The sequence below is a fragment of the Microcoleus sp. genome (assembly GCF_041354475.1).
In the GTDB taxonomy this organism is placed as follows: Bacteria; Cyanobacteriota; Cyanobacteriia; order Cyanobacteriales; family Microcoleaceae; genus Microcoleus.
Genome location: NZ_JBGJZU010000005.1, coordinates 128,312 through 153,085 on the forward strand (window position 1 = coordinate 128,312; position 24,774 = coordinate 153,085).

General features: G+C 45.0%; 22 protein-coding genes. 9 read left to right on the top strand and 13 right to left on the bottom strand.

The annotated features are described in order from the left end of the window. Positions 1-74 precede the first annotated feature (74 nt). From ACBR23_RS03430 to ACBR23_RS03440, 3 genes are all read left to right on the top strand, one after another. Complete coding sequence (locus ACBR23_RS03430; protein WP_341735402.1) at positions 75-659, top strand: Uma2 family endonuclease; 585 nt, start codon at positions 75-77, stop codon at positions 657-659. Positions 660-785: 126 nt separating this feature from the next. Next, on the top strand, positions 786-1,760 hold the full coding sequence (locus ACBR23_RS03435; protein WP_371117285.1) for a cysteine synthase A: 975 nt from the start codon (positions 786-788) through the stop codon (positions 1,758-1,760). 180 nt (positions 1,761-1,940) lie between these two features. Next, a complete protein-coding gene (locus ACBR23_RS03440; protein WP_341735404.1) occupies positions 1,941-2,240 on the top strand; it encodes a (2Fe-2S) ferredoxin domain-containing protein in 300 nt (99 codons plus the stop codon). A 14-nt stretch (positions 2,241-2,254) separates the two neighbouring features. Here the strand turns inward: ACBR23_RS03440 and ACBR23_RS03445 are convergent, their stop codons facing one another. From ACBR23_RS03445 to ACBR23_RS03460, 4 genes are all read right to left on the bottom strand, one after another. Further along, positions 2,255-3,487, bottom strand: coding sequence for a hypothetical protein (locus ACBR23_RS03445; RefSeq protein ID WP_371118732.1), 1,233 nt, complete (start codon positions 3,485-3,487; stop codon positions 2,255-2,257). A gap of 36 nt (positions 3,488-3,523) precedes the next feature. After that, positions 3,524-3,805 (bottom strand): HNH endonuclease, encoded by a 282-nt coding sequence (locus tag ACBR23_RS03450; protein WP_371118733.1) that lies wholly within the window; start codon positions 3,803-3,805, stop codon positions 3,524-3,526. 61 nt (positions 3,806-3,866) lie between these two features. Then, positions 3,867-4,622 (bottom strand): class I SAM-dependent methyltransferase, encoded by a 756-nt coding sequence (locus tag ACBR23_RS03455; RefSeq protein ID WP_371118734.1) that lies wholly within the window; start codon positions 4,620-4,622, stop codon positions 3,867-3,869. Positions 4,623-4,840: 218 nt separating this feature from the next. Beyond that, entirely contained in the window at positions 4,841-5,860 is a 1,020-nt protein-coding gene (locus ACBR23_RS03460; protein ID WP_371118735.1) for an LD-carboxypeptidase, read from the bottom strand. 74 nt (positions 5,861-5,934) lie between these two features. Between ACBR23_RS03460 and ACBR23_RS03465 the strand changes: the two genes are divergently transcribed. Then, the gene (locus ACBR23_RS03465; RefSeq protein WP_371118736.1) at positions 5,935-7,368 is read left to right on the top strand and encodes a carotenoid oxygenase family protein; all 1,434 of its coding nucleotides are present in this window, start codon (positions 5,935-5,937) and stop codon (positions 7,366-7,368) included. 128 nt (positions 7,369-7,496) lie between these two features. Here the strand turns inward: ACBR23_RS03465 and ACBR23_RS03470 are convergent, their stop codons facing one another. Beyond that, the gene (locus ACBR23_RS03470) at positions 7,497-7,706 is read right to left on the bottom strand and encodes a hypothetical protein (protein WP_371118737.1); all 210 of its coding nucleotides are present in this window, start codon (positions 7,704-7,706) and stop codon (positions 7,497-7,499) included. Positions 7,707-7,775: 69 nt separating this feature from the next. Here ACBR23_RS03470 and ACBR23_RS03475 point away from each other — a divergent pair, with 69 nt between their 5' ends. Both ACBR23_RS03475 and ACBR23_RS03480 read left to right on the top strand, forming a co-directional pair. Continuing rightward, positions 7,776-9,434 carry an IS1182 family transposase gene (locus ACBR23_RS03475; protein WP_371118738.1) on the top strand — a complete coding sequence of 553 codons (1,659 nt, stop codon included), beginning with the start codon at positions 7,776-7,778 and terminating at the stop codon, positions 9,432-9,434. Positions 9,435-9,779: 345 nt separating this feature from the next. Next, complete coding sequence (locus ACBR23_RS03480; protein WP_371117292.1) at positions 9,780-10,604, top strand: SDR family NAD(P)-dependent oxidoreductase; 825 nt, start codon at positions 9,780-9,782, stop codon at positions 10,602-10,604. A 122-nt stretch (positions 10,605-10,726) separates the two neighbouring features. Here the strand turns inward: ACBR23_RS03480 and ACBR23_RS03485 are convergent, their stop codons facing one another. The 4 genes from ACBR23_RS03485 to ACBR23_RS03500 form a co-directional block, all read right to left on the bottom strand. Next, positions 10,727-14,422 carry a tetratricopeptide repeat protein gene (locus tag ACBR23_RS03485; protein ID WP_371118739.1) on the bottom strand — a complete coding sequence of 1,232 codons (3,696 nt, stop codon included), beginning with the start codon at positions 14,420-14,422 and terminating at the stop codon, positions 10,727-10,729. 96 nt (positions 14,423-14,518) lie between these two features. Next, complete coding sequence (locus tag ACBR23_RS03490; RefSeq protein WP_371118740.1) at positions 14,519-17,458, bottom strand: CHAT domain-containing protein; 2,940 nt, start codon at positions 17,456-17,458, stop codon at positions 14,519-14,521. Between the two features lie 40 nt (positions 17,459-17,498). Then, positions 17,499-18,317 carry a tRNA (adenosine(37)-N6)-threonylcarbamoyltransferase complex dimerization subunit type 1 TsaB gene (tsaB, locus tag ACBR23_RS03495; RefSeq protein WP_371118741.1) on the bottom strand — a complete coding sequence of 273 codons (819 nt, stop codon included), beginning with the start codon at positions 18,315-18,317 and terminating at the stop codon, positions 17,499-17,501. A 3-nt stretch (positions 18,318-18,320) separates the two neighbouring features. Continuing rightward, positions 18,321-20,033, bottom strand: coding sequence for a protein kinase (locus ACBR23_RS03500; RefSeq protein ID WP_371118742.1), 1,713 nt, complete (start codon positions 20,031-20,033; stop codon positions 18,321-18,323). Between the two features lie 45 nt (positions 20,034-20,078). Between ACBR23_RS03500 and ACBR23_RS03505 the strand changes: the two genes are divergently transcribed. Beyond that, entirely contained in the window at positions 20,079-20,231 is a 153-nt protein-coding gene (locus ACBR23_RS03505) for a hypothetical protein (protein ID WP_371118743.1), read from the top strand. A gap of 102 nt (positions 20,232-20,333) precedes the next feature. Here ACBR23_RS03505 and ACBR23_RS03510 read toward each other — a convergent pair whose 3' ends face one another. Continuing rightward, positions 20,334-20,582 (bottom strand): Ycf34 family protein, encoded by a 249-nt coding sequence (locus ACBR23_RS03510; RefSeq protein ID WP_371117298.1) that lies wholly within the window; start codon positions 20,580-20,582, stop codon positions 20,334-20,336. Positions 20,583-20,658: 76 nt separating this feature from the next. Here ACBR23_RS03510 and ACBR23_RS03515 point away from each other — a divergent pair, with 76 nt between their 5' ends. Continuing rightward, entirely contained in the window at positions 20,659-21,942 is a 1,284-nt protein-coding gene (locus ACBR23_RS03515; protein ID WP_371118744.1) for a CCA tRNA nucleotidyltransferase, read from the top strand. Between the two features lie 96 nt (positions 21,943-22,038). Here ACBR23_RS03515 and ACBR23_RS03520 read toward each other — a convergent pair whose 3' ends face one another. The 3 genes from ACBR23_RS03520 to ACBR23_RS03530 all read right to left on the bottom strand — a co-directional run bounded on the left by ACBR23_RS03520 (position 22,039) and on the right by ACBR23_RS03530 (position 24,221). Then, a complete protein-coding gene (locus ACBR23_RS03520; RefSeq protein WP_371118745.1) occupies positions 22,039-22,386 on the bottom strand; it encodes a DUF952 domain-containing protein in 348 nt (115 codons plus the stop codon). A 342-nt stretch (positions 22,387-22,728) separates the two neighbouring features. Continuing rightward, positions 22,729-23,181: a cupin domain-containing protein gene (locus ACBR23_RS03525; protein WP_341735417.1), complete on the bottom strand. Its 453-nt coding sequence runs from the start codon at positions 23,179-23,181 to the stop codon at positions 22,729-22,731. Between the two features lie 269 nt (positions 23,182-23,450). Further along, positions 23,451-24,221 carry an isochorismatase family cysteine hydrolase gene (locus tag ACBR23_RS03530; protein WP_341735418.1) on the bottom strand — a complete coding sequence of 257 codons (771 nt, stop codon included), beginning with the start codon at positions 24,219-24,221 and terminating at the stop codon, positions 23,451-23,453. Between the two features lie 308 nt (positions 24,222-24,529). Between ACBR23_RS03530 and ACBR23_RS03535 the strand changes: the two genes are divergently transcribed. After that, on the top strand, positions 24,530-24,774 hold a 245-nt coding region (locus ACBR23_RS03535; protein WP_371125628.1), incomplete at its 3' end, for a hypothetical protein.

The following is a 24,774-nucleotide window of genomic DNA, read 5'->3' on the forward strand; positions in this document are numbered from 1 at the left end:
AGGGACGACCGTCCTTACTACAAACATAAAAATTGCACTATTGTCTTAATAATTGAGATTTGAGGAAAGGCAAAATGCTGTCATCAACAATCGTATTGCGAATACCGCCAAAATTGCAAATGACAGACGACCAGTTTTTCGAGTTCTGTCAAATCAATAGTGAATTACGCATTGAACGAAACAAATCGGGAGAATTGCTAATTATGGCCCCTACGGGTTCGGAGACGGGAAACCGAGAAGGTAATATATTTGGGCCTCTGTGGGTTTGGGCAGAACAAGACGGTACAGGTTTAGCATTTACTTCGAGTACAGGATTTACTCTCTCCACAGGTGCAGAAAAGTCGCCGGATGCTGCTTGGATTAAATTGGAAAGATGGAATGCTTTGTCACCGGAACAAAAGGAAAAGTTTGCTCCTATTTGCCCGGATTTTGTAGTTGAACTCAGGTCTGCTTCGGACAATCTCAAGCCCTTGCAAGAAAAAATGCAAGAATATATGAGAGAACCTGGAGTGCAGGTAGGATGGTTAATCGATCGCAAAAATCGCAGAGTTTACATTTACCGTCCCGGTTTGCCAGAGGAATGTTTGGAAAATCCGGCGACAGTCAGTGGCGATCCCGTTTTACCCGGATTTGTTCTGAATATGAGTAAAGTTTGGTAGGAGTTGAGTCGTGCTGATTCCCAAACCAATTCGTCAGATTTCAGAACTATAATTAGTAATAAAGTTTCAGTTCGAGAAACCTGTGGAATCGAAAAGTTCACAGGAAACCACTTAGGTAAACTCAGCATGGATATCAAAAACGGCTTTGTAGGCACAATAGGCAACACGCCACTAATTAGATTAAACAGCTTCAGCGATGAAACTGGGTGCGAAATTCTCGGCAAAGCAGAGTTTCTCAATCCCGGCGGTTCGGTTAAAGACCGGGCTGCTTTATACATCATTAAAGATGCAGAAGAAAAGGGCTTGCTCAAACCAGGTGGAACGGTAGTAGAAGGCACTGCTGGCAATACGGGCATTGGCTTAGCCCACATTTGCAACGCCAGAGGTTACAAGTGTTTAATCGTAATTCCTGACACTCAATCCCAAGAAAAAATAGATGCTTTGAGAACCTTGGGTGCGGAAGTTCGGACTGTTCCGGCTCTCCCCTACAAAGACCCAAATAATTATGTTAAATTGTCGGGAAGATTAGCAGCGGAAATGGAAAATGCCGTGTGGGCGAATCAGTTTGACAATTTAGCAAATCGCCAAGCTCATTACGAGACAACTGGCCCGGAAATCTGGGAACAAACGGAGGGTAAAGTTGATGCTTGGGTGGCTGCAACGGGTACTGGTGGGACTTTTGCTGGAGTAGCGATGTTTTTGAAATCGAAAAATCCTGCGATTAAAACTGTCTTGGCAGATCCGATGGGTAGCGGGCTTTACAGTTATTTTAAAACCGGGGAAATTAAGACTGAAGGTAGTTCGATTACCGAGGGAATTGGCACCAGTCGGGTTACGGGAAATATGGAAAATGCTCCGGTAGATGATGCGATCCAAATTGATGATACTGAAGCCGTCCGGGTGGTTTACCAATTGTTGAGAAAAGAAGGGCTATTTATGGGGGGTTCTGTGGGGATTAATGTGGGGGCTGCTGTGGCTTTGGCGAAGCAAATGGGGCCTGGACATAGGATTGTGACTGTACTGTGCGATGGTGGGGCTCGCTATCAGTCGCGTTTGTTCGATCGACAATGGTTAACTTCCAAAGGTTTGTCACCAAATTAAAAGTAACCGAGGACTCAGGTATTCCTGGGCTTAGGGTCTAGGGTCTAGGGCATAGATGTTTCCTTTTCTGTCTGGGAATTAGTAAATGCGTAGCTCCCTGACAGGAGAATAGTTATATGCTCGCACCTATTCCCATGATAAAAAAATAGCATATATGGGGAATATTGTCAAATAAAAACTATGAAAATTATCGAATCTTCTCGGCGAGTTCTGGTTTGTCAAAACCGCACTTGTCGCAAGCAAGGTGCAGCCAAGGTACTAGCGGCTTTTCAGAGTTTGTCACCCTCAGCAGTGGCGGTGGTTGCTAGTAGTTGTTTGGGACAATGTGGCAGTGGACCGATGGTGTTAGTGATGCCAGAAGAGGTTTGGTACTGCGCTGTTTGTCCTGAAGAAGTAGCCTCAGTTACAGAGCGACATTTGCGGGGAGGAGAGCCGGTGAAGGCGATGCTTTACCGCAAATTTCATGGCTCTGCTAATTAGTCGATCGCCCTTGTTTAAAATTCTTCAGCAAACAATCGGCGGAGAATTTCCGTAACTTCGGCGCAGATTCTAGCATCGAGTTCGATCGCCAAACTATCGGTACTCTTAGAACCATCTAAAGTTTTTACACCCCGCAAAGTCAAAGCTAAAGTTCTGAGTTTGGCTGGCTTTCCACCCGCCTTTGGCCGCTCGTCCACAAACCACATCAAAGCCAGGTAAACTGTTTCTATAGTTCCCCTAATCGAGCTGACTCCGTGGCCGAGTTTCGAGATAATTACTGGAGAAGTGATGACGCCATCCATCCCCAAAGTTTTAATTGCTTGATCTCCATATCGAGCCGTGTCATTTCCCATGGCTTTAATAATGCTTTTGAGGCTGTTCCACTGAGCACCTCGCAAGCGCGATCGCTGTTCCAGATTGTAGTGCCATCCTAACATTGAAACTAACTTAGTCAGATCGTAGGCGCATACAAGATTATCTTGTTTAGGGCTATTTTCAGCGGCTGTGAGTACCACTGTTTGTTTGATTTTATCAAAAATTTGGGGATTTTCAATAAACGGATCGTCGCCGTAGTCGCTGCGAAAAATGAGGTCATTATTGCCCGTGGTTTTCTTCAGCCACTGTTCGAGTCCTACACGAGTATCAAAGCGTTTGAACATCGCCGCCAAGGAGTTGGAAGTTGCGATATTTTCCGTATAGCTAATCATGTCGGCGGCTAAATCATCAAAGGGAATATCCTTTTGTTGCCCATCAACATCTCCGATCGTACAGTTACTAATGTCGCAGTCGGGATATTTGATATTTACTTGACAGACGGTATTGATTAGGGGAATAATTTTAGTGCCACTCCAAAACTGAGCTTTGGTAAGTGCATTTTTTCCCAGCCACTTCGCCTGGATTTTACCATCCACAAAAGTGCCAATACAAACACAGGCTTGTTTGATGTCTTCGTGGATAAAGTTTAAAGCTTGAGTGTCAATTTGAGGCATGACTCCCAGACTCGGAAAGGGGCTAAATTTGAGCTGGTTATTGGCTGGGGGAATGTAGCTAATGAACTTTACACCGTCTGGTTTTTGCTTGAGGTAATCGGGATAGTTTTTAATTTCTTTGCGGTAAGCAGACTTTTGAATACCCCAGTCTAAAAAAGCTTGTTTTTCTGAGTTAGCTTGGATATCTATTTCGATTTGGAGGAATTTTTTGAAAATGAGCGATCGATCTTTCGCAATTTCGATGGGAGTTGGGTTCATAATAGTAGTTGGGTAGTCCGTCGGGAATTTGAAAGATTAAGCTTTTTTACCACGTACTTGAATACGTTTATCAGTTTTTTGTTTCTTAGCCCAAGAGATAAATCTCTGGAGTTGAGGGTCGTTTTTGAGCTTTTCCAGGGAGTTGAGCTCTTCGGCTAGGTGTTTGTTGTCAAATAGGGAGTGAATCTGGCGGTGACAAGCAGAACAAATGTCGATTGTCGGGCTGGGATCTGCGTTTTTTCGCTTGGTGTTTTGTTTGGGTATCAGGTGATGGGCGGTTAATGTTTCCATTTCGCGATCGCACAATTCGCACTTCATAGTTTTTTCTATGTTGCTTAATAGTATAAACTACATCAAACCGATGACTAATCACTCACAACTAAGCTTTTTTTTCAAATACCATTAAATGCTGCTGAGGTAACATTTCCTTAGTTTGTTTCCAAACTAAACCCACCGCTGCCATTTCTTTTTTTACTTGTTTTTGCGTCATTTTGTGCAAACCTTTAATCGGCAGTAAGGGGTTTTCGCCTCGATACTCGATGGATACTGTCCGTCCTCCAGGTTTCAGCGCCTTGACAATGCCTTGCATCATCTCTCTCGGATATTCAAATTCGTGATAAGCATCCACCATGACAACTAAATCTACACTGTTTTCTGGTAAATTCGGGTCAGTGATACTACCCAAAACTGGCTCAACATTAGAGATATTTTTCTCAATCTTATTCAATTCTACAAATTTTAGCATTTCGGGCTGCACATCCACGGCAAAAACTTTTCCTTGTGGAACCAAGGGTGCAATCCGAAAGCTGAAATATCCCGTTCCCGCGCCAATATCTGCCACAATATCTGTTGGTTTTAAATCGAGATTATTCACTAATCTGCCTGATTTCTCTTCCATGCCACGAGAAGGTCTTTCCAGCCACCCAGCCCCTTCATATCCCATGACTTTAGCGATTTCTCGACCCATATAAAATTTACCTATTCCATCGGGATTGTGGATGGTGCGCTGCTGATAAATATCGTTATTTTTGGCAGTTTCACCTGCGATTGCAACACCAAGATTGAGTTGTAATAGACAAAACATTGCCAAGAAAATTGCTGATATTGAATTAATAAATTTTTGGGTAGTTTTCACAATAATCCTGAGTTTATGTTTGTATGATTGTCTCGTTTCCAGGCTCTTCCTGGGAGCATCCCGATTTTGTTAGGGCTCTCGCATTGCGGCAGACAATTTATTAGCGATAACCAGAGATTTACAGCCGCAATGCTTCGCCCCTAGGAATATATTTGCAAAACAGAGATACGCCCGATGCTTTGGCTCTGCTTCGCCAATATCGAGCAATAATTCCAGATTTAATTAACAGCCGGCTCTAACAATCTAATTGTACCATAACGTGCATCAATTTCAACTTCTTGACCGATGGGCAAAGTAAACTTATCTCGAATATGACCGATCGCAGAACCGTACCAGGCAGGAATTTTCAAGGGGCGGATGCGATCGGACAAAACTTGAGTTAAGGTGAGAGATTCTTTCGGTGTTTCGGGGTCACACTTGGTACATTGTCCGAAAATAAAACCGGATATTTGATCCAGAATGCCAGCTAACTTGAGTTGAGTCAACATTCGATCGATGCGATAAACTTCTTCGCTAACTTCCTCAACAAACAAAATATTGTTTTGCCAATCTGGCAGATACCCGGAGCCAATCATAGTTGATATGACTGAGAGATTCCCACCGATCAGCTTTCCCCTAGCTTTTCCTTCTCTAATAGTTTCAATATCCATTTTTTGAGGATTTTGGCAAGTGACAGCATCACCCTCAAACAAAACTTTTTTCAGATAATCTACTGTAAAAGAACTCCAGCTAGATACACCCAAAGGTCCGTGAAATGTAACGAGATTAGTTTTAGTATAAATAGCTAATAATAGTGCTGTCACATCGCTGAAACCGATAATTATTTTCGGATTGTTACGAATTATGTTATAATCGAGAAGTGGCAAGATGCGACCGCATCCCCAGCCGCCCATACCAGTGAAAATAGCTTGGACTGAGGAGTCGGCAAAGGCGTTATTGACATCGGCGGCGCGATCGGCATCTTTACCAGCTAAGTAGCCGTAGCGGTCGTAAAAATGTTCTCCCAATTTAATTTTTAAACCCAAGAGTTCGGCAGATTTTAAAAAAGGTTTAACTTCCTTTTCGTAGGCGAAAGCTGCGGGATTGATTAAAGCTACAGTATCACCTAATTGCAGGCGACGTGGTAAGATAGGAGTTGGGGATTTGGGTAAGATATTGGATTGGGCGATCGGTAATAATTGAGTACCAATAGCAGTTAGTCCAAAAGTTCGGAGCAGATAGCGACGGGGTATAACCATGGTGAGAAAATGAGCTGTGGTATGATTGTATAATAAAATATATGTTGTGTTTAGTTTAATTTGGAAATTATCCCATGAAAACCGAAAGTAAAACATCAGCTAAAAAATCTTGGTCAAAAGCTTTAGCTCTTCCCGCTACCGAGTTTCCCCTGACTAAACTATCAGTTAAAAGTGGCAAAATCCCTGCCGGATTTCGCGGGAGTCTCTACCGCAACGGGCCTGCTCGTTTGGAACGCGGAGGTGTTTCTGTGGGACATTGGTTTGATGGCGACGGTGCTATTTTGGCCGTACATTTTACTGATGCTGGTGCTAGTGCTGTCTATCGTTACGTGCAAACAGCGGGATATCAAGCTGAGGAAAAGGCTGATAAATTTCTCTACTCTAATTACGGTATGACAGCACCGGGTCCTGTTTGGTTAAGGTGGACTAAAACTGTTAAAAATGCTGCCAATACTTCTGTTTTAGCTTTGCCCGATCGCCTTTTGGCATTGTGGGAAGGTGGTCCGCCTCACCGCCTCGATTTGGAAACTCTGGAAACCTTGGGAATGGACGATTTAGGCAGTTTAGATAGTAACTTTGTGTATTCCGCTCACTGCAAGCGCGACCCGATTACTGGGAATATTTTCAACTTTGGAATTGCCAATGGTGCGACTACAAAGTTAAATCTGTATAAAAGCGATTTTACTGGCAAAGTCGTACAAAAATCAACTGTTACCTTAGATGGAATTTATGCGCTCCACGATTATGTTTTTGCGGGAAAGTATTTGATATTTTTTGTACCGCCGGTGCAAGTCAATTTTTTGCCATTGTTAGCGGGAATTAGCAGTTATAGCGAGTCCTTTAAGTGGAAACCGGAATTAGGAACGCAGATATTAGTTTTTGACTCGGAAACTCTATCTTTAGTTAGTCGCGGCGAAACCGATCCTTGGTTTCAATGGCATTTTGCTAACGGTTTTGTCAAGGAAGATGGTGAGGTGGCGGTTGATTTTGTCCGCTTTGCTGATTTTACAACTAATCAGCGACTGAAAGAAGTAGCGACTGGTGAAACTCACACCGATGCAGAGGGTACTCTTTGCCGAGTGCATCTCAATCCTCTAACGGCGAAAGTGACAGGAATAGAAGAATTGTTGGATAAACCTTGCGAGTTTCCCATCGTACCCGCGGCCGAAGTAGGGCAAGACTCCCGCTATATTTATGTGGCAATGTATCGACCTCAAGTAGATATTGTAGCGGAACGTTATGGTGCGATCGCCCGTTTCGATACCCATAACCGCAATCTCACAATTGCCGACTGTGGCGAAAATCGCTATCCCGCAGAACCCATCTACGTTCCAGATATTTCGTCCGAGAAAGGTTGGATAGTAACAGTTGTTTACGACGGCAATTCTGATAAAAGCGAAGTCTGGATCTTTGACAGCGACGGGCTCGATCGCGCTCCTATTTGTCAGCTAGAATTGCCTAGTGTCATACCTTTAGGGTTTCATGGTACTTGGAAAAATGCTGTATGAGCAGATTGTAAAGAAGTATTGCGGAACATTTATTAAAAATTGTTGCCGCTTTAGCTTCTAGTTGTTAAGGTGTGTGTAGAGAGGTAATTCTCGTATATAGGAGGCGTGAAATTTATGCTCTATATTGCTCAAAAATCCTCTGTTTTTTCCCGGCGAATAGAATTACCGGCTACACAGGAAAACACCGCCAATCCAGGCGAATATCCGATAAATTCCCGGTTAATTCCCGGCGAATTCCCGATGAATTCCCGATGAATTCCCGATGAATTCCCGGCGAATTCCCGATGAATTCCCGGCGAATAAAATGAGACTGTTGGCGAATGTCTGAGGGGTTTCACCCCTCAGACATCGCCGTCCTGAATAGGCAGAATGATTGTGTAATCACGCACCATATTAAATAATCTATTATGACTCTTCACCCCCGCTCCTTGTCGTCAATTCCAGAAATGACAGCAACTGTGGCACGAACCTCCTTTCCCAAAGGAAATCCATATATGAAAATGCGCGACGAACTCGGAGTGTTGTACCAAGATACTGACTTTATCACCTTGTTTCGAGCGGACTGCGGTCAAAGTGCATTATCACCAGGGCAATTAGCATTAATCAGTGTGATGCAATTTGCCGAGGGATTGACTGACAGACAAGCAGCAGAAGCGGTGAGAAGTCGTATAGATTGGAAGTATGCTTTGGGATTAGAAATTACTGATAGCGGCTTTGATTATTCAGTTTTAAGTGAGTGGAGAAGTCGGTTAATTGCTGCGGGACGTGAAAGTCAATTACTCGATCGAATGCTAGCACATTTTCAAGATAAGGGATGGCTAAAAGCCAGAGGGAAAGCCAGAACTGACTCGACCCATGTCATCGGAGCTATCCGTAAAATGAACCGCCTCGAATGCGTTGGAGAAACTTTACGTCATGCCTTAAATCAGTTAGCCACCGTGGCGGATGAATGGTTATTAACAGTAGTCAATCGGGATTGGTCTGAGCGTTATGGCACGAGATTTGAGCAATATCGCTTGCCGAAATCTGAAACCGAAAAACAAAGCTTGCTATTGACTATTGGCTGTGATGGTCATCACTTATTGTCAGCTTTGTATGACCCCTTGAGTCCTGAATGGTTGCGTCAGCTCAAAGCTGTAGAAACTTTACGCTGTGTCTGGATACAGCAATATGGGTGGTGTAAAGGCAAAGTTTATTGGCGAGAAGCTGATAATTTACCGCCCCACAAGCAGTTAATTACTTCCCCTTACGATACCGAGGCTCGCAATCGGACAAAAAGAGATACCAATTGGACAGGTTATGCAGTACATCTTACAGAAACTTGCGATCGAGATTTACCTCATCTAATTACCAATGTGGAAACGACACCCGCCACCACTGGAGATGTAGAAATGACTCAGGTGATTCATCAGGCTTTAGCTGATAAACACCTGTTACCGCAAGAACATATTGTCGATACTGCTTATGTTGATGCTCAACACTTGCTCACCAGTGAAACTGAATTAGGTATTGAACTCCTTGGCCCTGTACCACCTGACTCAAGTTGGCAACAAAAAGCCAAGCTGGGCTTTGAGCTTTCTGGTTTTAAGGTCAATTGGGAGCATCGCCATGCTACTTGTCCGCAGGGGCACATCAGCCAATCCTGGCATCAACGCTCGGATAACTATGGCAATCCGGTCATTCAAGTACGCTTTCGTCGGCCCGATTGCGCCGCTTGTCCTGTTCGCTCTCAATGTACTCATTCGCCGGCACAGGCCCGTGTTTTGACTCTCAAACCTCAACCTCTTTACGAAGCTCAAGCCAAAGGTAGGGCTAGACAACATACCCTGGATTTTAAGCAGCGTTATGCTTTACGGGCTGGTGTTGAAAGCGGACTGTCTCAAGGCATTCGTGTTTTTGGTTTGCGCGACGCTCGTTACATGGGTCTTGCCAAGACTCGTCTACAACATATTGTGACTGCTGCTGCGATGAATCTGTCAAGAATGTGGGCGTTTTGGCGCAACATTCCGATTGGCTTGACCCGTGTCTCTCGTTTTTCGGCTCTTTTTCCCTCTGCCTCATCATAGTTTTTTTCCATGATTATGGGATGTTTGGTTTCACCCTTTTTTAATTCGCCAACAGTCTCATAAAATTCGCGGCTACACACACAAAGTCCGCCTGCGCGGACTCAAGATAGAGGCAAATTCAGCCAAAGTTGGTATAATTGTTCACCGGGTTTTCCCACCTCAAGTTTGTCTGCTTGAATGAGGTTTACTTATCAGATTCCTGACCAATTTCTGGCACATCAAAGTTTAGTTCAACTCACGGGTACGTTGTCGATTCAAAAGTTTTGAGTTAACTCCACAAAATTCACAACTCACAACTTATAACTCCGTACTCGGTGAGCACTTCAAATCCAGAGGGTTAAATCTATGCAGCTTCAAGGAAAAACAGCTCTTGTGACAGGGGCTTCTCGCGGAATTGGGCGATCCATCGCCCTGGAATTAGCCAGACAAGGCATCAAACGTTTGTTGATTGTAGCGCGCAATCGCCAGCAATTAGTTGAATTAGCGACTGAAATCGAAGTTTTTGGTGTAGAAGCAGTGCCATTAGCTTTAGATTTAACTCAGTCGGTAGCAGTGAATATTGCGATCGCCCAAGCGTGGCGAGATTGCGGCCCAATTCACCTCCTAGTCAACTGTGCAGGTGTCGCGCACCAAGCATCATTCTTACGTTCCCCAGTCCCATTGATCGAGGAAGAAATCGCCTTAAATTTACTGGGAACTTACACAGTTACGCGCTTAATAGCCAGGAGAATGGCGGCCCAAAGAGACGGAACAATTGTCAATGTTTCGAGCTTAATGGGCAAAATTGCGGCTCCCACAATGGCAACTTATTCTGCTACAAAATTTGCCATTTTGGGCTTCACCCAAGCTTTACGCAGCGAGTTGACAGCGTACAATGTTCGAGTCACAGCTTTGCTACCCTCGCTAACAGATACCGACATGGTGCGAGACTTGGAGCAATTTCGGTGGGTGGTGCCGACAACTCCCGAAAAAGTTGCCCTAGCCCTGGTGGCGGGATTGCACAAAGATGCGCCGGAAATCTTGGTAGGATATCAAAGTCATTTAGCGGTTTGGTGTCACCGAATTGCGCCTTGGCTGCTGGATTTTGTGTTGCGGATGGCGACTCCACAACTTTCAGATAAAGCGCGGGGCGATCGCAAATTGCGAGAGGTTTTAGCTAGCGGGCGATAACCTTTTTTAGTGGGACGGGCATATTGCCCGTTCCTAAGATGTTTAAATATCTCCTTCCTTAGTCTGCGCCGGCGGACTTTGGCTGTGTAGCTGCGAATTCTATTCGCCCGGTAATTACGAGCTCATTTCCACTCCCCTTGCAACGTAAAAGCAGCCCAATAATAGGGCGATCGCCATTTTTCCTGCGACATCATTTCGATCTGCGCCGCCCTCAACGCTGTCGCCGGTGCTAACTTTTCTTGTAGCATTTTCTGATAAAATTTTTGCATCAATACAGAAGTTCCTTCATCGTCCACATTCCACAAACTCACCCCTACCCGCTGCGCCCCCGCATACATAAACCCTCTGGTTAATCCCACCATTCCCTCGCCTTGAATATTCTGCCCCAGTCCCGTCTGACAAGCACTTAAAACTACTAAATTTGCTGCCAGTTTCAAGTTGAAAATATCCGTGAGGCGCAAAAAGCCATTGACAAGATTTCCCTTGTCATCCACCATCGACATCATAATTCCTGACAGTTCGGGATTTTGACTGTTGGCGATGCCGTGGGTGGCAAAGTGAACGATTTGATAATTGGCCAAACGGTCATCGGTAGCAGTAGTGCGACTGGCGGAAAAATCAAATTGTTGAGTTCTAGCAACTGAAGGTACTAAACTTAATATGATGTCGGCTTCTTTGCGGGTAAAGGGCAGGCGTTTGGGCGGCCATGACATATTAGCAGCGCGGCTCGATCGATTTAAACCGAGGTTATTTGATTCTAACTTTTCGGTCGTGGTTTGGGTAACTTTACCCTTGACTCGTTCATCATCTAGACTGAAAACCGGATCGGCTAAAATTGCTAAAATTTGACTGGGCGGTTTTCTGTCGGCGTAATTTTGCCTCAGAATACCGAGAGTTGAGGCGGAAGGAAGGGTAATGATTTCATGTTGGGCAATTAAGAAATTACTAGCATTTTTTCCTGCTGTATGTGTCATTGATAAAGCGGCAAAAGGAGTATAGTGCAGCACGCCGTCGGGAACAATTAACAGGCGTTTTTGTCCTAACTGGGCGGCGGCTGGCTGTAAAATTAACTGACTCAAAGCTGCACTGGCTTCGGCAACTTTTTGGGGAAGTTCTCTCAAACGCGGGTTAGTTACAGTGTCTCTAAAATTCTTGGCTGCTGTCTCAATATCAACCTGTTTGGGAAGTTCGTAGCTGGTGATTCCAGTAGCTGTCACGACCCACAAATAACTACGATTTTTGCCGAGGGAATATTGCAATAAAATCGTGTTTTCATCAAGAATCTGTTTTTGAATTTCAGGCAGTGTTAAAGGTTGGGGTTGGGTGAGGGAGGCATAGCGGGGACTGGTACTGCGAATTTGGGTTTGATTTTGCTGGTATTCTTGCCATAATTCCCGGCGTTTTTTGTCGATTTCAGCGATTTTAGTGGGATTGGGGTTGGGACTGCTGATTGTTTCGATGCGCTGCTTTTCTGTGGTATCTAGTTGCTGTTGCAAGCTCTTTTCTTGTTGCAGCAAATCGGGGGAAATACCTTCGCGAATGTTGGCATTACTTTCAGAGAGGAGTTCTAGGAGGCTGCGGGCTCTCGAACGTTCGCTGGCTTCTAAGGCTTTAGTATCGTAACCGGATTTAGGATTAGTTTTATGCAGTTGCATTAACAAATCGATGTAGAATTGGTAGTAGTTTTGTACAGTGGCAAAGTAGGAGCTGCGGAGTTCAGGGCTGGCTATTTTGGTGCGGAGGTTTTCGATGATTTGGAGAGAGGATTCGATGTCGTTGAGGGCTTCGGTAAGATTGTTTCGCTCGCGTTTGGCATAAGCCATGCTGTAAAGGGTGAGAGCTTCCCCGCTGCGATCGCCCACAGCCCGAGATAGGGGAAGAGACTGGCTGTAATACTCTAGCGCTTTGAGTTGTTCTCCCAAATCTGAGTACACTAAGCCGATGCTGTTGAGGGTGCCAGCTTCTCCTGAGCGATCGCCTACAGCCCGATATAGGTGAAGGGAGTGGTTGTAATACTCTAGGGCTTTGAGTTGTTCTCCCAAATCTGAGTAGACACCGCCGATGTTTTTGAGGGTGCCAGCTTCTTTCGCGCGATCGCCGAGGGCCCGAAATAGGGGAAGGGACTGGCTGACATACTCTAGTGCTTTCTGTTTTTCTCCCAATGCTGAGTAGACACCGCCGATGTTGTTGAGGGTGGTGGCTTCTCCTGAGCGATCGCCCAGGGCCCGAAATAGGGGAAGGGACTGGCTGTAATACTCTAGAGCTTTCTGTTTTTCTCCCAATGCTAAGTAGACATTGCCGATGTTGTTGAGGGTGCCAGCTTCTCCTGAGCGATCGCCGAGAGTCCGAGATAGGGGAAGAGACTGGTTGTAATACTCTAGCGCTTTCTGTTTTTCTCCCAAATCTGAGTACACTAAGCCGATGTTGTTGAGGGTGCCAGCTTCTCCTGAGCGATCGCCTACTGCCCGACTCAAGGGCAGGGACTGGTTGTAATACTCTAGCGCTTTCTGTTTTTCTCCCAATGCTGAGTAGACACTGCCGATGTTTTTGAGGATGGCTGCTTCTCCTGAGCGATCGCCTACTGCCCGACTCAAGGGCAGGGACTGGTTGTAATAATCTAGCGCTTTGAGTTGTTCTCCCAATGCTGAGTAGACATTGCCGATGCTGGTGAGGGTGGCTGCTTCTCCTGAGCGATCGCCTACTGCCCGACTCAAGGGCAGGGACTGGTTGTAATACTCTAGCGCTTTGAGTTGTTCTCCCAATGCTGAGTAGACATTGCCCATGTTGTTGAGGGTGGTGGCTTCTCCTGAGCGATCGCCCACGGCCCGAAATAGGGGCTGGGACTGGCTGTAATACTCTAGCGCTTTGAGTTGTTCTCCCAATGCTGAGTACACAGCGCCGATGTTGTTGAGGGTGGTGGCTTCTCCTGAGCGATCGCCCACTGCCCGACTCAGGGGCTGGGACTGGCTGTAATACTCTAGCGCTTTGAGTTGTTCTCCCAATGCTGAGTAGACATTGCCCATGTTGTTGAGGGTGCCAGCTTCTCCTGAGCGATCGCCGAGAGTCCGATATAGGGGAAGAGACTGGCTGTAATACTCTAGCGCTTTGAGTTTCTCTCCCAAATTTGAGTAGACTAAGCCAATCTTGATGAGGGTGTTCGCTTCCCCTCGGCGATCGCCGAGAGTCCGATATAGGGGAAGAGACTGGCTGTAATACTCTACCGCTTTGAGTTTCTCTCCCAAATCTGAGTAAACTAAGCCGATGTTGTTGAGGATGCCAGCTTCCAGTGAGCGATCGCCTACTGCCCGACTCAAGGGAAGGGACTGGCTGTAATACTCTAGTGCTTTCTGTTTTTCTCCCAAATCTGAGTAGACAGCGCCGATGTTGTTGAGGGCGATTGCTTCTCCTGAGGGATCGCCCACGGCGCGACTTATAGGTAGCGACTGGCTGTAATACTCTAGCGCTTTGAGTTTTTCTCCCAAATCATCCCAGATATTACCGATGCTAGTGAGCACCACAACTTCTTTCGTGCGATCGCCCGCTTCCCGAAACAATTTTAATGCTTCTTCCAACTTGACGAGCGCACCTCTTTTTGCTTCTGCTGTTCCTTGATTGTAGAGTTGTTCTGCTTCTTTGACAGCTTTTTGGGCAGCCTTCCTAGTGCTAATTTGTGCCGTTTGTACGGCTTTACCAACGGGTACGGTTGCTGCTACTGGCTGACTTAACTGAAGCGAAAGCGCGATCGACATTCCAGCTAAAATCAATTGAGGGCGATCGAACATAACTACCCCTTTGGTATTTTTTTCAATCTTAATCATTAGCCCGCTTAGTGTAAAGGCGGGAATTGATAATTGGTAATTGATAATTGCTTGAGAAAGTATCTCACTTACATGAATTTTTTTTTAACTATCATATCATTTCCACTCCCCTTGCAGCGTAAAAGCAGCCCAATAATAGGGAGAATTCCATTTGTCCTGTTCCATCATTTCCATCTGAGCGGCTCTTAAAGCCGTGGCAGGTGATAACTTTTGTTGGAGCATTTTTTGATAAAACTTTTGCATCAATACCGCAGTTCCTTCATCATCCACATTCCACAAACTCACCACCATTCGTTGAGCACCTGCATACATAAAACCTCTGGTTAATCCCACCATGCCTTCGCCTTTAATATTCTGGCCAATTCCCGATTGGCAAGCACTTAAAACCACTAAATCTGCGGACAATTTTAAGTTAAAAATATCTGTGAGTCGTAAAAAACCATTGACAAGATTGCCATTGTCATCTACCATCGACATCAGAATTCCTGACAATTCTGGATTTTGACTGTTGGCAATGCCGTGGGTTGCCAAGTGAAGGATTTGATAATTGGCCAAACGGCCATCGGTAGCAGTAGTGCGACTGGCATCAAAATCTAAATTTTGACTGCTAGAAGCTGAAGGTACTAAACTTAAGATTGTTTGGGCTTCTTGGCGGGTAAAGGGTAGGCGCTGGGGCGGCCATGCCAGATCGGAACTACGCAGCGATCGACTTAAACCCTGGTTCTGAGATTCTAACTTTTCCGTTGTTGCTGGCGTCAGCTTTCCTTTGATTCTTTCATCATCTGGACTAAAAACTGGATCGGCTAAAATTGCTAAAGTTTGAGTGGGTGGTTTTCTGTCTCCGTAATTTTGCCTGAGAATGGCGAGAGTTGAAGCGGAAGGTAAAGTGATAATTTCATGTTGGCTGATTAAGGGAAGGTAGGAATTTTGTCGGCTGGTTAGGGAAATAGTTAAAGCTGGAAAAGCGGTATAGTGTAAAATACCATCGGGAACGATTAATAAGCGTTTATCGCCTAATTGGCTGGCGGCGGGTTGTAAAATTAATTGACTGAGATTTGCACTGGCTTCGGCAACTTTTTGGGAAATATTTCTCAACCGGGGGTTGGTAACGGTGTTTCGGAAATTTCGGCTGGCGGTTTCTATCTCGGCGCGTTTTGGTAATTCATAGCTAGTTAGTCCCTTTTGGCTAATCACCCAAAGATAACTGCGGTCTTTGCCGAGGAAATATTGCAATAAAATAGTGTTTTCATCGATAATTTGTTTCTGAATTTCTGGGAATGTTAAAGGTTTGGGTTGGGTAAGGGCTGCATACCGGGGGCTGGCGGTACGAATTTGGGTTTGACTTTGCTGATATTCTTGCAAAAGCGCGAGCTGTTGTTTGTCTATTTGTTCGATTTCCGTTGGGTTGGGATTGGGGAGGCTAACTGCTTCGATGCGGTGTTTTTCAAGGGCATTTAGTTGCTGTTGCAAGCTCTTTTCTTGTTGAAGTAAATCGGGTGCAATGCCTTCGCGAATGTTGGTGTTTGTTTCTTGGAGGAGTTCGAGGAGGCTGCGGGCTCTCGAAAGTTCGCTGGCTTCTAAGGCTTTGGTATCATAACCTAACTTAGGATGAGTTTTGTGCAGTTGCATTAACAGGTCAATGTAAAATTCATAGTAGTCCTGTACGGTAGCAAAGTATGAGGTGCGGAGTTCAGGGCTGGTAATTTTGGTGCGGAGATTTTCGATGATTCTGAGAGAGGCTTGAATGTCATTGAGGGCTTCGTTAAGATTATTTTGGTCGCGTTTGGTAACAGCTATATTGTAAAGGATACCAGCTTCAATCGATCGCTCGCCGATGGCCCTACTCAGGGTGAGCGACTGACTGTAATACTCCAAAGCTTTCTGTTTATCTCCCACATCTGAGTACATACCCCCGATGTTGGTGAGGGTGACAGCTTCGCCCCGACGATCGCCCACTGCCAAAAGTAGGGGAAGGGATTGTTTGTAATACTCTAAAGCTGTCTGTCGATCTCCCAAATAGTTGTGGATATTACCTATGTTGCTGAGAGTGATAGCTTCGCCCCGGCGATCGCCTACGGATCGTTTCAGCGTCAGCGACTGGCTTAAATACTCTAAAGCTTTCTGTTGTTCTCCCAAATCGTCGTAGATTCTACCAATGTTGTTGAGAGTGATGCCTTCGTGCCAGAGTTCGCCCAGTGTCCGAAGCAGGGGAAGGGATTGTTTGTAATACTCTAAAGCTGTTTTTTGCTCTCCCAAATAGTCATAGACAGCCCCGATGTTGTCGAGGGTAACAGCTTCCTGGGAGCGATCGCCGACGGCGCGACTCAGAGTAAGAGATTGGTTGTAATAATCTAAAGCTTTCTGTTTTTCTCCCAAATTGTCGTAGACACCCCCGATGTTGCTGAGGATACCAGCTTCGTGCCAGCGATCGCCAATAGTCCGAATTAGAGGAAGAGATTTGCTGTAATACTCTAAAGCTTTCTGTTGCTCTCCCAAATTTGAGTAAACTAAGCCTATGTTGGTGAGGGTGATAGCTTCAAGCGATCGATCGCCTAAAGTCCGACTGAGGGGAAGAGATTGGCTGTAATACTCTAAAGCTTTCTGTTTTTCTCCCAAATTGTCATAGACAGCCCCGATGTTGTTAAGGGTGATAGCTTCCTGTGAGGGATTGCTAGTAGCCCGACTGAGGGGAAGGGATTGGTTGTAATAATCTAAAGCTGTTTGTTTCTCTCCCAAATCCTCGTAGATTCTGCCAATGTTATTGAGCGTGATTGCTTCTTTGGCGCGATCGCCAGCTTCCCGATACAGCTTTAATGCTTCTTCCCATTTGGCGATCGTACCTCTTTTTGCTTCGGCAGTTCCTTGCTGATAGAGTAGTAATCCATCATTTAATGCTTTTTGGGCAGCCTCGATACTGCTATTTTGTGCTGTTTTTACGGCTTCCTCAACAGGCGTGGCGGCTCCACCGGGCTGACTTAACTGAAGCGAAAGTCCGATTAATATACCCGCCAAAAACCATCGAGTGCGATCGAACATAGTCAGCCCTTGTGTATTTTATTTAATCTTAATCATTTTTTCAGTTACCCTTAACCGGATGTTGACCGTAAAAAGGCAAAGCATCCGACCAATCTGGACGACTACCCATTTGCCACTCCAAATAAGCCAATTCTAATACACTAGAAACAGACGCACCCAACCCGCTAGTCGCTTCAATCAACTGATAAGAATTACCCCAACCATCCAACTTTTCCTGCCAAGATTCAGGAGTCATCACCGTATCAGGAAACAACTCATTCAAACCCGAATCTTGATTAACTGAATAAACAGCCCCAAATAATTGACCGCGCTGTGCAGGCATTTGCACCGCGACATCATCTCTCAAAAGCCCCCCTGAGTGTAGGGGCGGTGGATGGTGCGTGCCCGCCCTGGGTTGGGGCGGTTCCAATTCCAAAAGCCCCCCTGAGTGTAGGGGCGGTTCCAATTCCAAAAGCCTCCCTGAGTGTAGGGGCGGTTCCAATTCCAAAAGCCCCCCCTTAATAAGGGGGGGTTGGGGGGGTTGTGCCCAAGCAAAAGCCGCCAAAGTTGAAATAGCAAAAATCGGAATATCCAACTGTTGAGCCAAAGTCCGCGCCGTCACCATACCAATGCGAGTCCCCGTGAAACCTCCAGGCCCCTTAGCAACTGCAATAAAAGCCAAATCCGCCCAAGTTTGTGGCTGAATAAACTCAACTAAATACTGGTGCAAATGAGTTGCTAAATCCCGATCCAAATTCCAAGTTGCACAGCGAGATTCACCGGCAAAATTGCTGATGGCGAAACCAAGTTCGCGACTGGCTGTGTGCAAGGCTAAGCCGTATTTTTTAACTGATGTTGCGGATTTGGGATGGCTATTCATTATTTATTGATAATTTTCCTTAATAAAAAACAGAGGAGAAGCTACAACTAAGCAAGCCAAAAGAAAGCCAAATATTCCCGTATTTAAAATCCTGGAATTTCCCATGCTTCCGGCCATCAGAAACAACAATACTAAAGTTGCAAATAAATTGTTATTCGCAAATTCTTTATTTTGGGAAACTTGATACTTGACGAACATAAAAGCCACTGAAATTATCAGGGCAAACATAGCATTAAAAATCACTATTTGAGAGCCAAAGATAAACCAAACTAAGCTAAACATCAGTAAGTCTATCCAAAACTCTTTTGTTTGCAACTTGGGCAACCAAAAATCTTGGGTAGCAAGGGGCGCGATTCGTTTAGCTAATTTATTATGGTGCAGCCGAATGATTTTATTTCTTAACTTAATCTTTGGGTCAATTTGCAATACTTGCTGCCACTCTGGCGCGCGGGAATTGTTAACTCTGCCCAACAACTTCACGGCTGCAATTTTATTTAACTGCAAATCGGTGAGTCTGGTGGTAATTATTTGAGCTAAGTGCGGATAATAAACGGGATTGTCTGGAGTTCTGTTGATGACGATATTCAGCTTGTGCTTGGCTTGGTTAACTTGAATTATGACATTATATGGGGCGATCGCCTCTTGCAAAGCTTGTTGAATTGCGGCGTGCTCTTGGGGACTGAACAGGGACACACCGGGCGCAGGTGTCAGCACCCGTTCTGCGGGTTCCTCCGGCGCGTCTAAAACAGGCGAAGCCTCTAAATATATCGGTTTGGGGTTTAATTGCCGGATGACGGCTGATACTGAACTATAGCGCCGATTGGTGGCACTTTGGAGCATGGTGTCGAGGATGCGACCGAAATCGTCGCTAACAGCGGTTTTCAAATAATTTCGCCACGCCCAAGCATCCTCGGTGGTGTCGAACAAATCGAAGGGGGGAATTTGAGTCAGCAAATGAATGCAGGTGACACCCAAACTATAGATATCGCTGGCAAAAACTGCCTTACCCATCAGTTGTTCTGGGGCCGTATAAGCAGCACTGCCGATAATTGTACCAGTTGGCTGCAACCCCGGTGCTGTTACTTTTTTAGCGGCACCAAAATCAACGAGAACAATATCTTTTTGAAACGGAGATGGTTGAAAGGAATTTTCTAGTGGTGATAAAGGGGTTGGGGAGAGTCGGCGACGAATAATATTTTCGGGTTTGATGTCACGGTGAATGACTTTTGATTTGTGGACAAAGTGGAGGACTGGTAATAAATCCTGGAGGATTTTACGAATTTGAGTTTCGGTGAATGCTCCTTTTTGTTCTAGTTCTTGAGCTAGGTTTTTGCCGTCTATAAATTCTTGTACTAAATATTGTCTGCCGTTTTGTTCAAAATGTGCTAATAATTCGGGAATTTGCGGGTGTTTGCCTAATATTTGTAGTTGGGCTGCTTCTTGGTGAAATAGTCGATCGGCTTTTTCAGCGGGGTTTTTTTGGGGTAAGGATTGCTTGATGACGCACTGGGGAAAAATCTGGGGTTTGGTTTCATCTACTGCTAGGAATGTTCGACCAAAACCGCCTTGTCCGATCGGCTTTATGGTACGGTAGCGAGATGCTGGGGAGGCTTGTGCGTCAGGAATTAACAATAATTTTGAGCCGCAACTTTCGCACAATTCTGCATCACCGAGGTTTTGCGGATGCTGACAAGTTGGGTTTAAGCAATAGCTCATTTGATTTTAGATTTTATATTTTAGATTATTGATTGGTAATTGGGAATGGGGAATTGGGGAATTGGGGAATTGGGGAATTGGGGAATTGGGGAATTGGGGAATTGGGGAATTGGGGAATTGGCAGCTCCAAGCGACGAAAAAATTACCAATTACCAATTACCAATTACCAATTACCAATTACCAATTACCAATGACTAATGACTAATGACTAATGACTACTGACTACTGACTACTGACTACTGACTACTGACTACTGACTACTGACTAATGACTAATGACTACTGACTAATGACTTCTTCCTTAAGTTGGTACGAGTTCGCCCGGCCGCAATTTGGCCCATTTTCCGATTTCTTGCTTGAAACTTTCACAGCCGACTACATCCCATTCCATTTCTACTTCATCTTGGCGGGGTCGGATGTTGACGTTGATTGTGGGTTCTACGGGGTCGAAATCGGGGGTTTCGGTGAGGTGAGGCTGTTCGTGCTGTCCTTCTACGGCGTGGTAGGTGAAGCAGCGGTCTACATAATGGCAGTTAACACAAATACACATCTTTGATATCCTCTGTGCATTTCAAAAAAATTGGTGAATTTCGAGCTTTCTGTTAATCTAGCGTAACCAGAGTTTTATGGTTGTAAGTTTATTTATTTTTGTTGCGATGTCGAATAGTTTGCCACCTACATTATCTCCTGATTCTTGGCCGTTTGATTTGGAACTGCTGACGCCACCTGCTTATTTGGTGGGGGGTGCGGTGCGGGATGCGTTACTGGGGAGGCGATCGCCTTATTTTGATTTAGATTTTGTTATGCTAACACGGGCAGTGAAGACTGCTCGAAAAATTGCCGATCGCACCAAAGCAGGGTTTGTTTTGTTGGATGCGGAACGCCAAATTGCACGGGTGGTGTTTGCGGGCGGTACGGTGGATTTGGCGCAAGCTGAAGGGGGGAGTCTGGAGGGGGATTTGTGGCGCCGGGATTTTCGGATGAATGCGATCGCCTGCAATCCTTTTACCGGAGAAATCATCGATCCTGTGGATGGTCAAACTGATTTGCGGCTGGGTTTGGTGCGGATGATTTCCCGCGCCAATTTGGAAGATGATCCGCTGAGGTTATTAAGAGCTTACCGTCAAGCGGCGCAGTTGGGTTTTGCGATCGAAGCGGAAACTCAATCGGCGATTCGCGAATTAGCACCGTTGTTGAGTCGGGTAGCGGTGGAACGGGTGCGGACAGAATTGGGTTATTTGTTAAGCAATTCTAACGGTGTACCTTGGATTTGTCGCGGTTGGGAAGATGGTTTGTTTTCGATTTGGTTTGAAAGTGCGATCGACCGTTTTGATACTTTAACCAAAATTGACCAATCTGCTGACCAATTAGCGGCAATTTACCCGGAATTAGCAAAGGAATTCGGGCGCCAGATTCGAGATACGATTAAAACACCGTTGTTGGCTGTCGCTAAGTTGGCTATTTTGGCAGATTCTGACCCGACAATGGCTGAAACTGAGTTGCTACGGTTAAAGTATAGCAATGCTGAGATTAAAAGTGCGATCGAGCTTGTGAAATATTTGCCAAAATTGCAAGCAGAACCTATCTCTAAGATGTCTTTGCGAGAACAGTATTTCTTATTTCGAGATGTGGGAATAGTATTTCCAGTTTTAGCAGTTTTAGCCGTAGCGGTGGGAGTTTCAGTGGATGAAATTTCAGTGTTAATTAATCGTTATCTTGATGCGGATGATATTGTTGCACATCCGACACAATTAGTTAGCGGCAATGATTTAATGGAACATTTAAATGTGCCCAGAAGTCCGCAAATTGGTCAATTATTAATGGAAATTCAATTGGCGCGGGTAGAGGGGAGAATTTCTACTCGCGAAGCAGCGCTAAAATTGGCAGCAGAGTTGATTGAGGTTCATTAATTTTACAACTCTCGCCCCAGTCAACCCGAACTTTCAACCCCAATATTTGTCTGGAGGTTTCACCAACAATAAACCTATCACAACGTACTAAGCCTGTTAATTCTGAGGGTTTAATTCTGACGGTAATTCAAACTTCCCATCGGCACCTGCTTCAAACTCCATAACTTTCAACACCGCATCCACATTCAGCGGCCCGTAAATATGGGGATACATATCTCCGGCGGCCGGTTCATACTTAACCTCTGCTTGCACTTTCCCAGAGTCAATCCACAGCAAAAGCAATCCTGTTTGTCCGACAAAAAATTTGTTGGCACTTCTAGTAACTTGCGGGATTGTCGAACAGTGGATGAATCCTTCAGAGTCTAGGGTATCGCCGTGATAGAATTGAAGCTGTTTTGCTTCTTCCCACTGTTGGCTTTTAGCAATGTGAAATATAACGCTCATAAATTGATAAGTTTAACGTAAAACAATCTGTTTTTGGATACCAGGTTTTTTCCAGTATCTGCCGATATTACCTTAGCATGAAATCGAGGCAGAGCCTCTGGATATGCGTTACCAGGCAGAGCCTGGTAACGAGATTTTACAACAGTTTAAATATGCGTTACCAGGTAGAGCCTGGTAACGAGATTTTACAACAGTTTAAATATGCGTTACCAGGTAGAGCCTGGTAACGAGATTTTACAACAGTTTAAATATGCGTTACCAGGTAGAGCCTGGTAACGAGATTTTACAACAGTTTAAATATGCGTTACCAGGTAGAGCCTGGTAACGAAATTTTACAGCAGTTTAGCAGGCCACGAGTACATCCGATCGCCCTAATACTCTCATATCTTCCTCATCAAGTTCCACAGGCATACCGCTGCGTATTAGTTCTACAAAATCCTCATTAGGGACCATGATGCACAAAGCATACAACCGTTCGCTACCAGTGTTCTCAATTAGGTGGGTGCTGGTGGGTGGCACTAACAAACTATCTCCGGCCCTAATACTAACTGTTTTGCCATCACAGGTTGCTCGCCCTTGTCCCTTGAGTACAAAAAACATTTCTACTGCCAATAAATGCCGATTGGGAGGAGTTTTGCCACCCACATCAAAAATTTCGATGCAAACTGTTAATGAACTATTAGCTGCTGCGGGATCGAAGACGATGGCTAATCTATTAGTATCCCATGGACTAATGCGAAATACTTGGTAGTCTTGGGGAGACTTTGACACGGGAATCATGCACTGATTTGTCATGTTTTTATTATGGTAAATTATCAGTTGTTATGTTTTTAATGTCATTAGCGAGGGAGCCAGAGTCATTAGTTTAGGATTTAGGTATGGGTGGCCAGAAACCGGGTTTTTACGAGAAGACCCGTTACAGGCGACAAAAACTGCAAAAACCCGGTTTCTTTGGTGCTGGTTGTTATGTTTCTGATGTCATTATGACTAATGACTGCTGACTAATGACTGCTGACTAATGACTGCTGACTAATGACTGCTGACTAATGACTAAGGACTGACTGCTATTTAATTGCTTCTAACATAGCCTGAGAATTAGACAAAAAACCAAAACATTGCTTAACGTTATATAGAGTAGCTTGCCAGCAATAATCTGGCGATGTCGTAGCAGTACAATCTTTGACTAAAATGCAGTCGTAACCGAGGAAATTAGCATCTTGCAGCGTCGCCATCACGCACTGATCCGCGTTGACTCCTGCAAAGAAAAGTGTAGTTTTGCCCAGGTTTTTGAGAATACTATCTAAAGCAGTATCCCAAAAGCCACTCATCCGATATTTATCAACGCAAATATCCTCCGATTTCGGTGTCAATTCATCGACAATTTGCGCCGCCCAACTCCCAGCCGTTAATACAGCAGCACCGTTTTTTGGTAGCGGATCTCCCAAACCTACGCCGTCTCCTGTGGGATTGTAAACGTGACGGGAAGCTGCGCTAATATTGAGTAAATCGGGGCGGTTTCCCCAGTTGATCCAAATAATCGGAATTGCGCGCGATCGCAATTTTGGCAGTAAATTTTGTAAAGGAATAATTGGAGTTCTCGCTGGCGTTACATCTACGCCAATATATGATAGCCAACCGTCGGGATGACAGAAATCATTTTGCATATCGATCACCAACATTGCAGCTTTGGCTAAATCCACACGCAGCGTTTTAGTTTGTGTTTCCAAAGTTACAATTTGGGGAGGCAGTTGGGGGCGGGTGATGTCGGCAATTTTGGCATCAACTTTCCAAGCATTCGGCGGCACGCCCAAGGTACGGAGATTTTCAGGATTCATAGGTTCTATCGCACAAAACTAATTTCAATTTTATCACCATTTTTTTACTTACTAATTTACCAAAGGTGAAGATTTTCAGCTTAATAAATTAACAAAAATTAAACACAGCTATTCTGACATTTTTTTGGGGATTCGATATAATTAAATTGTCCTATCCTAGATTATCGCCAAATCTAGATATCTTAAGGAAAGTTTTATAATAATTCATCTGTAATTCAATATGCTAAAATCCTTGGGGCGCAGCCAGTTTTAGACCAGACCGATCGTAAAATATAAATAGATGTGAATTCACCAGCAGGGGTCAATCTGTGAGCTTTACAATTCAAAATGTTTTAATTCCCGTTGAGGGGGGTTATGAAACCGCAGAGGTGCAGGTGGTGGATAATTGCATAAGTTCGTTAGCGAAGCCCTCGAAGAGGATCGCACCCAACAACCCCTCTGTTAATTCCCCCCCTTACCAAGGGGAAACCGCCCTTTTTAGTCCCCCCCCTTACCAAGGGGAAACCGCCCTTTTTAGTCCCCCCCCTTACCAAGGGGAAACCGCCCTTTCTAG